At 72.3% G+C, this 14,630-nt stretch carries 14 protein-coding genes; 1 reads left to right on the top strand and 13 read right to left on the bottom strand.

What is annotated here, in order from left to right:
- The 4 genes from ACTHNQ_RS09215 to rpe all read right to left on the bottom strand — a co-directional run.
- Positions 1-186, bottom strand: a 186-nt coding sequence (locus ACTHNQ_RS09215) for a HisA/HisF-related TIM barrel protein (protein ID WP_440333049.1), incomplete at its 3' end; no start/stop codon positions are given.
- The gene (gene hisG, locus ACTHNQ_RS09220; RefSeq protein ID WP_440333051.1) at positions 186-1,028 is read right to left on the bottom strand and encodes an ATP phosphoribosyltransferase; all 843 of its coding nucleotides are present in this window, start codon (positions 1,026-1,028) and stop codon (positions 186-188) included. The genes ACTHNQ_RS09215 and hisG, both read right to left, overlap by 1 nt.
- Positions 1,029-1,072: 44 nt before the next feature.
- The gene (locus ACTHNQ_RS09225) at positions 1,073-1,336 is read right to left on the bottom strand and encodes a phosphoribosyl-ATP diphosphatase (RefSeq protein WP_026305444.1); all 264 of its coding nucleotides are present in this window, start codon (positions 1,334-1,336) and stop codon (positions 1,073-1,075) included.
- A 52-nt stretch (positions 1,337-1,388) separates the two neighbouring features.
- On the bottom strand, positions 1,389-2,084 hold the full coding sequence (gene rpe / locus ACTHNQ_RS09230; protein WP_018170769.1) for a ribulose-phosphate 3-epimerase: 696 nt from the start codon (positions 2,082-2,084) through the stop codon (positions 1,389-1,391).
- A gap of 20 nt (positions 2,085-2,104) precedes the next feature.
- Between rpe and glsA the strand changes: the two genes are divergently transcribed.
- Positions 2,105-3,277, top strand: a complete 1,173-nt coding sequence (gene glsA / locus ACTHNQ_RS09235) for a glutaminase A (RefSeq protein ID WP_440333053.1) — start codon at positions 2,105-2,107, stop codon at positions 3,275-3,277.
- A gap of 16 nt (positions 3,278-3,293) precedes the next feature.
- On the opposite strand, the gene ACTHNQ_RS09240 is transcribed toward glsA, so the two are convergent.
- From ACTHNQ_RS09240 to ACTHNQ_RS09280, 9 genes are all read right to left on the bottom strand, one after another.
- The gene (locus tag ACTHNQ_RS09240; RefSeq protein ID WP_440333055.1) at positions 3,294-4,664 is read right to left on the bottom strand and encodes an RsmB/NOP family class I SAM-dependent RNA methyltransferase; all 1,371 of its coding nucleotides are present in this window, start codon (positions 4,662-4,664) and stop codon (positions 3,294-3,296) included.
- A complete protein-coding gene (gene fmt / locus ACTHNQ_RS09245; RefSeq protein ID WP_440333057.1) occupies positions 4,661-5,581 on the bottom strand; it encodes a methionyl-tRNA formyltransferase in 921 nt (306 codons plus the stop codon). The genes ACTHNQ_RS09240 and fmt overlap by 4 nt, the downstream gene beginning before the upstream one ends.
- A gap of 30 nt (positions 5,582-5,611) precedes the next feature.
- Entirely contained in the window at positions 5,612-7,633 is a 2,022-nt protein-coding gene (locus ACTHNQ_RS09250) for a primosomal protein N' (RefSeq protein WP_440333067.1), read from the bottom strand.
- Between the two features lie 19 nt (positions 7,634-7,652).
- Complete coding sequence (gene metK / locus ACTHNQ_RS09255) at positions 7,653-8,846, bottom strand: methionine adenosyltransferase (RefSeq protein WP_440333058.1); 1,194 nt, start codon at positions 8,844-8,846, stop codon at positions 7,653-7,655.
- A 94-nt stretch (positions 8,847-8,940) separates the two neighbouring features.
- Complete coding sequence (gene rpoZ, locus ACTHNQ_RS09260; RefSeq protein ID WP_018170775.1) at positions 8,941-9,195, bottom strand: DNA-directed RNA polymerase subunit omega; 255 nt, start codon at positions 9,193-9,195, stop codon at positions 8,941-8,943.
- A gap of 100 nt (positions 9,196-9,295) precedes the next feature.
- Positions 9,296-10,228, bottom strand: coding sequence for a guanylate kinase (gene gmk, locus ACTHNQ_RS09265; RefSeq protein ID WP_440333061.1), 933 nt, complete (start codon positions 10,226-10,228; stop codon positions 9,296-9,298).
- Positions 10,229-10,397: 169 nt separating this feature from the next.
- Complete coding sequence (pyrF, locus tag ACTHNQ_RS09270) at positions 10,398-11,237, bottom strand: orotidine-5'-phosphate decarboxylase (protein WP_440333063.1); 840 nt, start codon at positions 11,235-11,237, stop codon at positions 10,398-10,400.
- A complete protein-coding gene (gene carB, locus ACTHNQ_RS09275) occupies positions 11,234-14,521 on the bottom strand; it encodes a carbamoyl-phosphate synthase large subunit (RefSeq protein WP_440333065.1) in 3,288 nt (1,095 codons plus the stop codon). The genes pyrF and carB overlap by 4 nt, the downstream gene beginning before the upstream one ends.
- A partial coding sequence (locus ACTHNQ_RS09280; protein WP_440333069.1) for a glutamine amidotransferase-related protein occupies positions 14,514-14,630 on the bottom strand: 117 nt, incomplete at its 5' end. The genes carB and ACTHNQ_RS09280, both read right to left, overlap by 8 nt.

Genomic DNA, 14,630 nt, shown 5'->3' on the forward strand with positions numbered 1-14,630 from the left:
GGTCGACCTCTCGTCGACGGTCGCGGTGACATCGAGGAAGGTGATCTCGTCGGCGCCCTGCCGGAAGTACTCGCGGGCGAGCTCGACGGGGTCTCCCATGTCGCGCAGGTTCTGGAAGTTGACGCCCTTCACGACGCGCCCGGCGGCGACGTCCAGGCACGGGATCACGCGGCAGACGAGCGACATCAGAGCCTCGCGTTGTGGATCGCGGTGACGAGGATCGCGCGGGCGCCGATCGCGTACAGCGCGTCCATCACCTGGTTGACGCCCTTGCGGGCCACCATGACCCGCACGGCGACCCACGCGGGGTCGCGCAGCGGCGAGATCGTGGGCGACTCGACCCCCGGCGCGATCGCGACGGCCGCGTCGACCAGCTCGGCGGGCAGGTCGTAGTCGACCATCACGTAGCGGCGCGCGACCATCACGCCGCGCAGGCGGCGCAGCAGCGTCTCGGTGCCGTCCGCCTCGGTCGGGGCGCCGATGAGCACGGCCTCGGACTTGAGGATCACCGGTCCGAACACCTCGAGCCCCGCCTGACGCAGGGTGGTGCCCGTCTCGACGACGTCGGCGATCGCGTCCGCGACGCCCAGCTCGACGGCCGACTCGACCGCGCCGTCCAGCGGCACCAGGTCGGCGGCGACGCCGTGCTCGTCGAGGAAGGCGTCGACCAGCCCCGGGTACGACGTCGCGATGCGCACGCCGTCCAAGTCGCGGACGTCGCTGAACCGGCCCGCCGGTGCGGCGAAGCGGAACGTGGATGCCGCGAACCCGAGGTTCTCGATCTCTCGGGCGCCCGGCATCCGGGCATCCAGCAGCAGGTCGCGACCCGTGATGCCGACGTCGAGCGCACCCGAGCCGACGTAGGTCGCGATGTCCTTGGGGCGGAGGTAGAAGAACTCGACCTCGTTGGCGGGGTCGATGACGTGGAGGTCCTTGGGGTCGCGGCGACCGGTGTAGCCCGCCTCGGCGAGCATCTCGGCAGCGGTCTCGGCCAGCGATCCCTTGTTCGGCACGGCGATGCGCAGCATTCGCGGATCCTTAGATGTGGGGATGAGAGGGGTCGGAGCGGGGCTCAGAGATGTCGGTAGACATCCTCGAGGCTCAGGCCCTTCGCGAGCATCAGCACCTGCAGGTGGTACAGCAGCTGCGAGATCTCTTCGGCCGCGGCATCCGTCGACTCGTACTCGGCGGCCATCCACACCTCGGCGGCTTCTTCGACGATCTTCTTGCCGATCGTGTGCACGCCGGCGTCCAGCTCTGCGACGGTCCCCGATCCTTCGGGGCGCTCGGCCGCCTTGGCGGTCAGCTCGGCGAACAGGGCATCGAACGTCTTCACCATGCCAGGGTATCGAACCGGCAGGGCGTCGAGGCGCCGCGTGACGCGACGGTCAGTGCGCGTGCGCCGCGGCGGCCGCCGCACGCAGGCCCGCGATCGCGTTGCCCGGATCGCCTGCGCCGAACACCGCGGAGCCCGCGACGAACGTGTCCGCCCCCGCTTCGGCGGCCTGCGCGATGGTGGACTCGCCGATGCCGCCGTCGACCTGCAGCCACACCGACGACCCGCGGCGGCGGGCCTCATCGGCCAGACGGCGCAGCTTCGGCATCGTCTCGGGCATGAACGACTGCCCGCCGAAGCCGGGCTCGACCGTCATCACCAGGATCTGGTCGAAGTCGTCGAGCAGGTCGAAGAGCCCCTCCACGGGCGTCGCCGGCTTGACCGCGACACCGGCGCGCGCGCCGATGTCGCGCAGGCGCCGGGCGAGCGCGACCGGCTCGGTCGCCGCCTCGAGGTGGAAGGTCACCGACGCGGCGCCGAGCTCGGCGTACCCGGGCGCCCAGCGATCCGGGTTCGTGATCATCAGGTGGACGTCCAGCGGAACGGGGCTCGTGGCCTGCACGCGCTCCACCATCTGCAGTCCGAACGTCAGGTTCGGCACGAAGTGGTTGTCCATCACGTCGACGTGCACGAAGTCCGCCGTGGCGATCCGCGCGAGCTCTGTCTGCACGTTCGCGAAGTCGGCCGCGAGCATGCTGGGGTTGATGCGGATGCCGTCGGCGCGGCCGGTCTCGGAGGTCGGGAGCACGCGTCCATTATGGTCGAGCCGTGGATCCGATCACGGCGCTGCTGCACGACGTCCTCGAAGACGTCCGTCCCCACGACTCCGGCGCACCTGCGGGGTACATCCCCGAGCTCGCGACCGCCGATCCGGAACGGCTCGCCCTGGCGGCGGTCGGGCCGCACGGGCGCGTGCGGGCCGTCGGCGACGTGGCGCACGAGTTCACGATCCAGTCGATCTCCAAGCCCTTCGTGCTGGCGCTCGCCCTCGCCGACCGCGGGCGCGAGGCGGTGCTGCGGAAGGTGGGTGCCGAGCCGAGCGGCGAGCCGTTCAACGCGATCAGCCTCGAACCCGGCACCGGCCGGCCGGCGAACCCCATGGTCAACGCGGGAGCGATCGCCACGTCGGCCCTCATCGCGGGCGACGGCGTCGACGACCGCACAGCCCGCATCGTCGAGGGCCTCTCCGCCTTCGCCGGCCGTTCGCTATGGGTCGACGAGCAGGTGTACTCCTCCGAGTCGGACACCGGCGACCGCAACCGCGCCCTCGCCCATCTGCTCCGCTCGCACGGGATCATCGACGGTTCCGTCGACATCGCCGTCGAGACGTACTTCCGGCAGTGCTCGCTGCTGGTCACCACCCGCGACCTGGCCGTCATGGCGGCCACGCTCGCGTTCGGCGGCGTGAACCCGGTGACCGGCGATCGCGTCGTCGGGGAGCACGTCAGCCGGGACGTGCTCTCGATCATGACCAGCTGCGGGATGTACGACTACTCCGGCGAATGGCTCCTGCGTGTAGGGCTCCCCGCCAAGAGCGGCGTGAGCGGTGGTCTCATGGCCGTCGCGCCGTCGCAGTTCGGGGTCGCCGCCTTCAGCCCCCGCCTCGACGACCACGGCAACTCCGTGCGCGGCATCGCGGTCATCGAGGCGCTGTCGACGAAGTTCGGCATGCATCTTCTCGAACCCCACGACAGCATCGCCGTTCCGGCCTTCACCGTCGAGGACACGGATCAGGGCCGCGTCCTGCGTCTCTCGGGGGAACTGGGCTTCGCGGGCACGGAACGCGTGGTCGCGGTGCTGCGCGAACTCTCCGACGCGATGCCCGACGGTGCCGCGGTGACCGTCGACGCCCGGGAGCTCGGGCGCACGCACCGCGAGGCGCTCGTCGCTCTGCGTGCCGAATTCGACCGGATGCCGCGGAGCTTCGTGCTGCGCGAGTGAGGCCGCCCGGCGGCGATCAGACCCGTCGCAGCAACGAGATCGACATGCCGTCGGTGTTGTGGCGGTGGGGCCACAGCTGCGCTCGTCCGCTGCCGTCGGCCTGCGCGGGGAGCGCGGGATCGGCATCCGACAGCGACGTGACGACATCGCGCGCCGAGACCTCTTCGAGCACGCCGTCCCATTCGCGCCGGATGTCGGCGACGACGGCGGACGTCTCGGCCAGGTGCGGCGAGCACGTGACGTACGCCACGATGCCGCCGGGCTTGAGGGCGCCGACGGCCGCCGTCAGCAGCTCCCGCTGCAGCGTCGTCAGTGCGGGCACGTCGCCGGGCGACTTGCGCCACCGCGCCTCGGGGCGCCGGCGCAGGGCGCCGAGCCCCGTGCACGGGGCGTCGACGAGGATGCGGTCGTAGGTCGCCGGGGCCGCCTCTGCGCGCGTGCGGCCGTCCTCCTCCGAGACCGGGACGTCGAGCGGCACGCCCGCGAGCGCCTGGCGCACGAGGCCCGCGCGCGCCGGAGAGATCTCGTTCGCCTCGAGCCGTGCGCCGTGCGCGAGCGCCTCGGCGGCGAGCACCGCCGTCTTGCCGCCCGGACCCGCGCACAGGTCGAGCCATCGCTCGCCCTCGGCGACGGGCAGGGCGCGGGTGAGCGCGAGGGCCGCGAGCTGCGAGCCCTCGTCCTGGACCCTGATGCGGCCGTCGGACCCGCGCACGGTCTGGTCGGGGTCGCCCCCGCCGAGCCGGAAGCCGATCGGCGAGAACGGGGTGCGACGCGCGTCGTCCGGGGCCTCGGCCAAGCCTGGGAGCGCCGCCATCGTCACGCGGGGCGAGGCGTTGTCGGCCGTCAGCAGGGCCTCCAGCTCCTCGGCCCGCCCCTCGGCGGCCAGCGCGCGACGGAACGCCCGCACGACCCACACCGGGTGCGAGAACAGGAGGCCGAGCTGCTCGTCGTCGGAGCGGGCGCTGGCGGCGACGTGCGTCATCCAGTCGCCCGGGGTGTCGCGCGAGACACGACGCAGCACGGCATTGGCGAAGCCGGCTGCGCCGCGGCCGCCGGCTGCCCGCGCGAGTTCGACCGACTCGTTGACCGCCGCATGCGAGGCGACGCGCGTCGACAGGAGCTGGTGCACGCCGAGTCGCAGCGCATCGAGGACGGCAGGATCGATGCTCGTCACGGGCCGGTCGGCGGCGATAGCGATGACCGCGTCGTACGTGCCCTGCCGTCGCAGCGTGCCGTAGGTCAGCTCGGTCGTCAGCGCCGCGTCGGCGGGCGACAGCTCCGCCCGCGCGATCGCCGTGGGCAGCAGCAGGTTCGCGTAGGCGTCGGACTCGTGGACCGCCCGCAGCGTGTCGTACGCGATGCGTCGCGCGGCCACCGTGCGGCTCATGACCCCGCCACCGGGGTCTCGCGCAGCCCGCGCCACCAGTCCGCGGCGCGCATCGCGCCCTTGCCCGCCGGCTGCACCGTGTCGAGGACGATCGGTGCGGAGCCGGTGCCCGCCAGCACGCGCTTCGCGTGCAGTGCGAGCGCGCCCGGCGCCAGGTGCGGTGCGTCGGCGGGTGCCGCCGCGACCGCCAGCACCTTCATGCGCGCGCCGTCGATGGTGGTGTGGGCCCCCGGCTCGGGAGTGACGCCGCGGATGCGGCCGAGCACCGCTGGTGCCGGCTCGTCCCACCGGATCCGGCCGTCGTCGTCGCCGAGCTTCGCGGCGTACGTCGGCTCGCCCTCCTGCGGCCGCGCGACCGCGGTGCCTGCGGCGATGCCCGACACGACGTCGCCGAGCAGACGCGCGCCCTGTTCCGCGAGCGTGGCCAGCAGCTCGCCGGCGGTCGCCTCGGCGGGGGTGTCCATCGCGAGCTCGCCGAACACATCGCCGGCGTCGAGCTCCGGCACCAGCTGGAAGACGCTGGCGCCGGTCGCCGCATCCCCCGCGATCAGCGCGTGCTGGACCGGGGCCGCACCGCGCCAGCGGGGCAGCAGCGAGAAGTGCAGGTTGATCCAGCCGTGCGCCGGCGTCGAGAGCAGCGGCTCGCGCACGAGTCCGCCGTACGCGACGATCACGCCGAGGTCGGGCTGCAAGGCGGCGATCTCGGCGGTGACGTCGGCGTCGAGCCGATCGGCACGGATCACCGGCAGGCCGAGCTCATCGGCGGCGGCCGCGACCGGCGACGGCGTGAGCACGCGCTTGCGGCCCAGCGGCGCGTCGCGGCGCGTGACGACGGCGACGATGTCGTGTTCGGATGCCGCGAGCAGCCGCAGCGACGGGACCGCCGGCGCGGGAGTGCCGGCGAAGACGAGGCGCATGAGGCTCCAGATCTGTGGCGTTCGAGGGATTCAGAGATCGAGGTCGGGCACGTCGACCCGCACCTTCAGTGTATTGGCGGCACCTGCGGGGCGTCCCTTCGCCGGGCGACGGCCCTTCACGGCCTGGGCGACCACCGACGCCCTCAGGCTCTCGGTCACGCGCGCGCCGAGGCCGTACTCGAAGCGGACGAGGGCGCGCACGACGTCGCCGTGGGCGAGCGGGCCGAGCACCGCTTCGCCGTCCAGCTCGGGCACCGCCCGGCGCAGCTCCGCCAGCGCCGCGTCGACCGAGCGCCGCGGGCCGTCCACGGCGGCGACCCGGACGGTCGGGGGCATGCGCAGCGGCGCACGATCGGCGAGCTCCGACCGGGCGTACGCCGCCTGCGTCCACGTGGCGAGAGCGCGGGCGACCTCGCCTCCGACACCGACCAGGTGCACGGGAGCGCCGGGAGCGGCCAGCGCGGCCGCGTTGGACCACCAGCGCAGGCAGGACTCGCCGATGCGCAGATCGTCGGCCATCAGCATCCGGTCCCCGTCCAGCAGGATCACCGCGCGGTACCCGCCGACCGCCAGCGGCTCGGCGCCGCGGGTGGCGACGACGAGCGCGGGACGCTCGTCCACCGACACGACCGGGTGGTCGCCGTCTGCGACCACGACGCGCGTGCCCGGGAAAGCGCGGCCCAGCTCGTCGGCCGTGCGCTCACTGCCGGAGGAGGCCATGCGCAGCATCGTCGAGGAGCACTCGGGGCACGACCACGCGTTGGCGGCCCGCCCGCACCACGTGCAGGCCGGGACGGCGCCGTGGCGAGCAGCGTGGAGCGGACCGCCGCAGTGCGCGCAGCGGGCGGGATGCCGGCAGCTCGCGCACACGAGCACGGGCGCGTACCCCGGACGAGACACCTGCACCAGCACGGGACCCTGGGTGAGAGCCTCGCGGGCAGCGGCGAACGCCGCCGACGGCACGCGCGCGGCACGTGACTCCCCCTCGCGATGCGCGGTGAGCACCACTCGGGGGCTGCGCCGCCGCGCCGCCGGCAGGTCGCGCACCCACCCGACTCCGACGAGGCGTTCCACGTCGCTCGTGCGCGTGTGCCCGGCAAAGACGAGCGCGCCGCCGTCGAGCTCCTGCCGCAGCAGCGCCGCGTCGCGGGCGTGGACACCCGGGCTGAGCGGCTCGCTGAACAGCGGGTCGCCGTCGTCCCAGAGCATGATCAGGCCCAGGTCGGCGACCGGGGCGTACACGGCCGAGCGGTTGCCGATCACGATGCACGGGGCATCCGCCAGGGTGCGCAGGAACGCCGTATAGCGGGTCGGCCCGCTCTGCTTCGCGTCGTCGCGCACCAGCGCATCGGCGGGCACCCAGGCCCGCAGCGCGGCCTCGAGCTGGGAGCGGTCGCGATGGTCGGGCACGGCGACGATCGCGCTGCGCCCCTCCGCGAGCGTGCGCACCGCCGCCGCCGCGAGCAGCAGGGCCCACGCGCCGACGGGGGTGCCGTCGTCGAGCGTCGCCGGCTGCGGGGGCGCGTCGAGCGCCAGGCGGGTGCCGTGCGAGAGCGCGTCCGCCAGGCCGGGATACTCGGCCAGGACGGCATCGGCCCACGTCTGCGCCTCTGAGGTCAGCTCCGGCCGTGACGGCGGGTCGGCCGCCAGCCACGCCTTCTCGGCCCGCACCATGCGCTTGGGGATCGCCAGGCGCAGGATGTCGCCCGCTGAGCCGGCCGCGCGGTCCGCGGCTCGGCGTGCGAGCGCGTAGAGACGCGGCGTCAGCACGGGCATCGGCGAGACGACGGCCTCCAGCTGAGAGAGCGGCCGGTCCGAGGCATCCGGCTCCCCCAGCTCGACGAGGAATCCGTCGATCACGCGCCCCGCGCTGCGCAGCGGCACACGCACGCGCACGCCCGGCAGCGCCTCGGCCGCGAGCTCGTCGGGGATCTCGTAGTCGAACAGCCGGTCGAGCTGCGGCAGCGGAGAGTCCAGCAGCACGCGCGCGACACGACGGCGACGGATCGGCGACGGCGCGGCATCGGTGTCGCTCCGCGCCTGGACGGGCACCGCGCTCACGCCGCCCGCGTCAGAGACCGGCGGCCGCGCGCAGCGCGTCGGCGCGGTCCGTGCGCTCCCACGTGAAATCGGGAAGCTCTCGGCCGAAGTGACCGTAGGCCGCCGTCTGTGCGTAGATCGGGCGCAGCAGGTCGAGCTGCTCGATGATCGCCTTGGGACGGAGGTCGAACACGTCGAGGATCGCGCGGGTGATGACCTCGTCGGCGACCCGCCCGGTGCCGAAGGTCTCGACGTAGAGCCCGACAGGCTTGGCCTTGCCGATGGCGTACGCGACCTGCACCTCGAGGCGGTCCGCGAGTCCGGCGGCCACGGCGTTCTTGGCGACCCAGCGCATCGCGTACGCCGCCGACCGGTCGACCTTCGACGGGTCCTTGCCGCTGAAGGCGCCGCCGCCGTGACGCGATGCGCCGCCGTAGGTGTCGATGATGATCTTGCGGCCGGTGAGGCCGGCATCGCCCTTCGGGCCGCCGATGACGAACGGGCCGGCCGGGTTGATGTAGAACTTGACGTCCGACACGTCGAGGCCGGTCGCCTCGAGCACCGGCTCGATCACCTCGGCGCGGACGGCGGCGCGCAGCGCCTTCTGCGAGATGTCGGGGTGGTGCTGGGTCGACAGCACCACGGAGTCCACCGTCTTCGGGGTGTGGCCGTCGTAGCCGAGCGTCACCTGCGTCTTGCCGTCGGGGCGGAGGAACGGCAGCTCGCCGGACCGGCGCACCTCGGCGAGGCGCTCCGCCATGCGGTGCGCGGTCCATGCGGCCATCGGCATGAGCTGGGGCGTCTCGGTCGTCGCGTAGCCGAACATGATGCCCTGGTCGCCGGCGCCCTGCAGGTCGTGCGGGTCCTCGGAGCCGTCCTCGCGGCGCTCGAACGCCTTGTCGACGCCCGCGGCGATGTCGGAGGACTGCGCGCCGATCGACACGCTCACACCGCACGACTCGCCGTCGAAGCCGGTCTCGCTGGAGGTGTACCCGATGCGGTTGACGACGTCCCGCACGATCGCCGGGATCTCGACGTACGCCGACGTCGACACCTCCCCCGCCACGTGGACCAGACCCGTCGTGACGAGCGTCTCGACAGCCACGCGGCCGTTCGGGTCGGCCGTCAGGATCGCGTCGAGGATCGAGTCCGAGATCTGGTCGCAGATCTTGTCGGGGTGCCCCTCCGTCACGGACTCGGACGTGAACAGGCGCAGGTCGGTCATCGATACTCCAGTAGTCGGGGTCCGGGGGCGGACACCAGTATGCCCCCGAGAGCGGACATCGCCGTCGTCGGGGGCATACAGGTCGTAACGGGGATTACTCCGCGCGGCGAAGGCGCAGCTTGTCCTCGTGGATCTCGTGCATCGCGATCGTGAGCGGCTTGTCCTCGACGGTCGAGTCGACGAGCGGGCCGACGTTGTCGAACAGGTTGCCCTCGTGCAGATCCGAGTAGTAGTCGTTGATCTGACGCGCACGCTTGGACGCGAAGATGACGAGCTGGTACTTCGAGTCGACCTTCTCGAGCAGGCTGTCGATGGGGGGCTCGATGATGCCCTGATTCGTTCCGGCCATGGGAACCTCCTGGTCTCGGTGATGTCGGTGGGCGCGCGCAAGCCGCGCGCGGACGCATCCGACCAGTCTACCCGGTCGGCGGCCTGCGCGCTTCACGCGATCAGCGCGTCAGGCGGGCGACCTCGTCGGCGGCGCGGGCGACGTCGTCGTTCACGACGCGGTAGTCGAACTCGGCCTGCGACGCGAGCTCCGTCTTCGCGGTGCGCAGCCGGCGCGCGCGTTCGGGGGCGTCCTCGGTGCCGCGGCCGACCAGACGCTGCACCAGCTCGTCCCAGCTGGGCGGGAGCAGGAACACGAGCGTCGCCGACGGGTCGGCCTCGCGCACCTGGCGGGCGCCTTGCAGGTCGATCTCCAGCAGCACGGTGCGGCCCTCGGCCAGAGCCTTCTCGATCGGCCCGCGCGGCGTGCCGTACCGGTAGGCGTTGTGCACGGTCGCGTGCTCGAGCAGCTCGCCGTCGGCGATCATGCGGTCGAACTCCGCGTCGTCGACGAAGAAGTAATGCTCACCGTCGACCTCCCCTGGGCGGGGCGCCCGGGTCGTCGCCGACACCGACAGCAGGATCTCGGGGTGGTGCTCCTTGATGTAGGCGGCCACCGTGCCCTTGCCGACCGCGGTGGGGCCCGCCAGCACGACCAGGCGGCTCCGGCCGCCGCGCGGCTCGAGCTCCGGCCACCGTGCGTCGAGGAACGCGCGCAGATCCTCGCGCTGGCGCGAGCCGAGGCCGCCCAGACGCTTGACCGGCGAGATCTCGAGGTCGTGCAGGATCCGATCGCGCTTGCCCTCGCCGATGGCGGGGATCGCGGTCAGGAACTCGGGGACGCGCATCGCGCCCGCGGGGGACGACGGATCGGTCAGTGCACGCCGCAGGAGCTCCTGCGGGGTGATGACGCGCATCGCGACGTCCTTCTTGAGGGCGGCACGTTCGCGGCGTGCGGCGACGGCGCGACGGGATGCCGCCACCCGGTCGACCTCGGGAGGCCTGGCGGGTGTCTGCGGCGAACCGCCGGTTTCGGGGGTGCGTGAAGCGGGCATGTCAATCACCACGGTAGAGATGGGCGAGCTCTGAATGCGCGGCGCGAGCCGGTCGGGTCCGGCTGTTCTCGCTGCGGCTCTCCGAAGGTATCACCGCAGGGGCGGCGCGACCGAAACCACTCCGTGGCGCGGAAAATCCCGCTCGGAGGTTCCGCGACGAGGACAGCGCTTACCTCGGGGCGGTGGTGTAGAGCGCCGCCCGCTCGGCGATGCGGGCCGCGATGTCGCCGGGTCCTGCCGAGAGGATGCTGCGGCTCTCGGAGGCGATCACGGCGCCGCCGAGGGCGCCGAAGCGCTCCCCGAGCTGGTGCGGCTCGGCGCCCTGATGGCCGAACCCGGGGCCGAGGATCGGCGCCACCGGCGAGAACGGCTGCAGGCCGGCATCCGTCCAGTCCACCGTCGCGCCGATCACGAAGCCGAGGCTCGCCCACTCCCCCTCCGGGGTGGTGCGGGCGTTGCGCTCGGACACCTCGCGGACAACGTCGGCCGACACCGTGCGCCCCGCGGCGACCTGCGCGCGCTGGAGGGTCAGCGCCTCGGGGTTGCTCGTCGCGGCGAGGACGAAGACCCCCTTGCCGTGGCGCTCCGCGAGCGAGAAGGTGCCGTCCAGCGCGCCGACCCCGAGGTACGGGCTGACGGTCACGGCGTCGACCTCGAGCGGGGAGCCGGGCGTGAGCCACGCCTCGGCGTAGGCGTCCATGGTCGTGCCGATGTCGCCGCGCTTGGCGTCCGCGATCACGAGCAGCCCCGCGTCGCGCGCCGCGGCGATCACCGTCTCCAGGGCGACGAACCCGGCCGAGCCGTACCGCTCGAAGAACGACACCTGCGGCTTCACGATGCCCACGCGCCCGGCGGCGGCCTCGACCACGCGCAGCCCGAAGTCGCGGGCGGCGCAGGCCGTGGCATCCATCCCCCACTCGGCCAGCAGATGGGCGTGCGGGTCGATCCCGACGCACAGCTGTCCGTGCGACCCGAAGGCCGCACGGACGCGCTGCCCGAACGAGGTCACGCCCGCGCCTGCCGGTCGGCGGCGTACTCCTGCAGGCTCCTGACATCGAAGCCCTCGCGCAGCACCGGGAGGGCGCTGACCGCGGCGCCGAGGACGGCCATCGTGGTGAACAGCGCCTTGTCGCCGGCCACCGCGGCGGCGCGGATCTCGTAGCCGTCGGCGCGCGCCGCGCCGCCGGAGGGCGTGTTCACGACGATGTCGATGTCACCGGCGTTGATGAGGTCGACGATGTTGGTGCCGCCCGAGTCCTGGGTCTCGGAGTACTTGCTCACCACGCTCACGTCGATGCCGTTGCGGGCGAGGATCTCGGCGGTGCCCTCCGTGGCGACGAGGTCGAAGCCGAGCTCCTGCAGGCGGTGCGCCGGGAGGATCACGGCGCGCTTGTCGCTGTCGGCCACCGAGATGAAGACGGTGCCCGACTGCGGCATGCCGCCGTACGCGGCCTCCTGCGACTTCGCGAACGCGGTCGGGAAGTCGCGGTCGATGCCCATGACCTCGCCGGTCGAGCGCATCTCCGGACCGAGCACCGAGTCGACGGTCTGCCCCTCGCGGGTGCGGAACCGCTTGAAGGGCAGCACGGCCTCCTTGACGGCGACCGGGGCGTCCAGCGGCACGCGCGAGCCGTCCTGGTCGGGCAGCAGGCCCTCGGCCTTCAGCTCGGCGATCGAGGCGCCGGCCATGATGCGCGCCGCGGCCTTCGCCAGCGGGATGCCGAGCGCCTTCGAGACGAACGGCACGGTGCGGCTGGCACGCGGGTTCGCCTCGATGACGTAGAGCACGCCGGCCGAGATCGCGAACTGGACGTTCAGCAGGCCCCGGACGCCGACGCCCTGGGCGATGGCCTGCGTCGCCTCGCGGACGCGGTCGATGTCGGTGCGGCCGAGGCTCACCGGCGGGAGGGTGCACGAGGAGTCGCCGGAGTGGATGCCGGCCTCTTCGAGGTGCTCCATGACACCGCCGATGTACAGCTCCTCGCCGTCGAACAGCGCGTCCACGTCGATCTCGATCGCGTCGTCGAGGAAGCGGTCCACGAGCAGCGGCAGGCCGGGGCCGATGATCGCCTGGTCGGCGATGCGCACGAAGTAGTCGCGCAGCGCCTCGGTCGAGTAGACGATCTCCATGCCGCGGCCGCCGAGCACGAAGCTCGGGCGCACGAGCACCGGGTAGCCGATCTCTTCGGCCACCGCGACGGCGCCGTCGACGTCGATCGCGGTGCCGTTGCGCGGCGCGACGAGGCCGGCGTCGTCGAGCAGGCGCGAGAAGAGCTCGCGCTCCTCGGCGAGGTCGATCGCCGCGGGCTTGGTGCCGAGGATCGTGTAGCCGGCCTCTTCGATGCCCTTGGCGAGCCCGAGCGGCGTCTGTCCGCCCAGCTGGCAGACCACGCCCAGGATGGTGCCCGACTGCGATTCGGCGTGCAGCACCTCCAGGACGTCCTCGAGCGTGAGCGGCTCGAAGTACAGGCGGTCGGAGGTGTCGTAGTCGGTCGAGACCGTCTCGGGGTTGCAGTTGACCATGACCGTCTCGTACCCCGCGTCGGCGAGGGCGAACGAGGCGTGCACGCACGAGTAGTCGAACTCGACGCCCTGTCCGATGCGGTTCGGGCCGGAGCCGATGATGACGACCTTGGTGCGCTCGGACGGCGTCACCTCGGTCTCGAAGTCGTAGCTGGAGTAGTGGTACGGCGTGAGCGCCGGGAACTCCCCCGCGCACGTGTCGACCGTCTTGTACACCGGGCGCACGCCCAGGCCGTGGCGGACGCCCCGCACCTCGGCCTCGCTGTCGCCACGGAGCTGAGCGATCTGGGCGTCGCTGAAGCCGTGCTCCTTCGCGACGCGCAGGGTGGCGGCATCCAGCTCATCCGCCTGGCGCACGAACTCGGCGACCTCGTTGATGAGCACGATCTGGTCGAGGAACCACGGGTCGATCTTCGTCGCCTCGAACGCCTGCTCGACCGTCGCGCCCTTGCGCAGCGCCTGCTGCAGCACGACGATGCGGCCGTCGGTCGGGGTCTTCGCGACCTCGAGCAGCTCCTCGACGGTGCGCGGCTCGTCGCCCCAGTGGAAGCTGGAGCCGCGCTTCTCGAGCGAGCGGAGCGCCTTCTGCAGGGCCGTCGCGTAGTTGCGGCCGATCGCCATCGCCTCGCCCACCGACTTCATGGTGGTGGTGAGGGTCGTGTCGGCAGCCGGGAACTTCTCGAAGTTGAAGCGCGGCACCTTCACCACGACGTAGTCGAGGGTCGGCTCGAAGCTCGCGGGCGTCGCCTGCGTGATGTCGTTCGGAACCTCGTCGAGACGGTACCCGATGGCCAGCTTGGCGGCGAGCTTCGCGATCGGGAAGCCGGTGGCCTTGGAGGCCAGCGCCGACGAGCGCGACACACGCGGGTTCATCTCGATGACGATGATGCGGCCCGTCTTGGGGTCGACGGCGAACTGGATGTTGCAGCCGCCCGTGTCGACGCCCACGGCGCGGATGATGTCGATGCCGATGTCGCGGAGCTTCTGGTACTCGCGGTCGGTGAGGGTCAGCGCCGGGGCGACCGTGATCGAGTCGCCGGTGTGGACGCCGACGGGGTCGACGTTCTCGATCGAGCAGACGACGACCGTGTTGTCGGCCGTGTCGCGCATGAGCTCGAGCTCGTACTCCTTCCAGCCGAGGATCGACTCCTCCAGGAGCACCTCGTTGGTCGGCGAGTCGTGCAGGCCCGCTCCGCCGATGCGGCGCAGGTCCTCCTCGTCGTACGCGAAGCCCGATCCGAGGCCGCCCATCGTGAACGACGGACGCACGACGAGCGGGTAGCCGAGCTTCTCGGCGCCGGCGAGCAGCTCGTCCATCGTGTGGCAGATGACGGAGTCCGCGACGTCGGCGCCGGCATCCAGCACCAGCTGCTTGAAGATCTGGCGGTCCTCGCCCTTGTTGATGGCCTCGAAGTCGGCACCGATGAGCTCGACCCCGTACTTCTCGAGGATGCCGTGCTTGTGCAGGTCGATCGCCGCGTTGAGCGCGGTCTGGCCGCCGAGCGTCGGCAGGATCGCGTCCGGACGCTCCTTGGCGATGATCGTCTCGATCACGCGCCAGTTGATGGGCTCGATGTAGGTGGCGTCCGCGAAGTCGGGGTCGGTCATGATCGTGGCCGGGTTCGAGTTCACGAGGATGACCCGCACGCCCTCCTCGCGGAGCACGCGGCAGGCCTGCGTGCCGGAGTAGTCGAACTCGCACGCCTGACCGATGACGATCGGGCCGGATCCGATGACGAGGACGGAGTTGATGTCGTCGCGCTTAGGCATTCTTCTTGGTCTCCAGGTTCGCGACGACCAGGTCGCGGAAGCGGTCGAACAGGTAGTTGGCGTCGTGCGGGCCGGCGGCGGCCTCGGGGTGGTACTGCACCGAGAAGGC

The sequence above is a fragment of the Microbacterium sp. genome, assembly GCF_051953575.1.
Classification (GTDB): domain Bacteria; phylum Actinomycetota; class Actinomycetes; order Actinomycetales; family Microbacteriaceae; genus Microbacterium.

Excerpts from the sequence above, each read along its gene's own strand:
- hisG (WP_440333051.1), bottom strand. The coding sequence starts at position 1,028 with ATGCTGCGCATCGCCGTGCCGAACAAGGGATCGCTGGCCGAGACCGCT.
- ACTHNQ_RS09240 (WP_440333055.1), bottom strand. The coding sequence starts at position 4,664 with ATGAGCCGCACGGTGGCCGCGCGACGCATCGCGTACGACACGCTGCGG.
- fmt (WP_440333057.1), bottom strand. The coding sequence starts at position 5,581 with ATGCGCCTCGTCTTCGCCGGCACTCCCGCGCCGGCGGTCCCGTCGCTG.
- metK (WP_440333058.1), bottom strand. The coding sequence starts at position 8,846 with ATGACCGACCTGCGCCTGTTCACGTCCGAGTCCGTGACGGAGGGGCAC.
- rpoZ (WP_018170775.1), bottom strand. The coding sequence starts at position 9,195 with ATGGCCGGAACGAATCAGGGCATCATCGAGCCCCCCATCGACAGCCTG.
- gmk (WP_440333061.1), bottom strand. The coding sequence starts at position 10,228 with ATGCCCGCTTCACGCACCCCCGAAACCGGCGGTTCGCCGCAGACACCC.
- carB (WP_440333065.1), bottom strand. The coding sequence starts at position 14,521 with ATGCCTAAGCGCGACGACATCAACTCCGTCCTCGTCATCGGATCCGGC.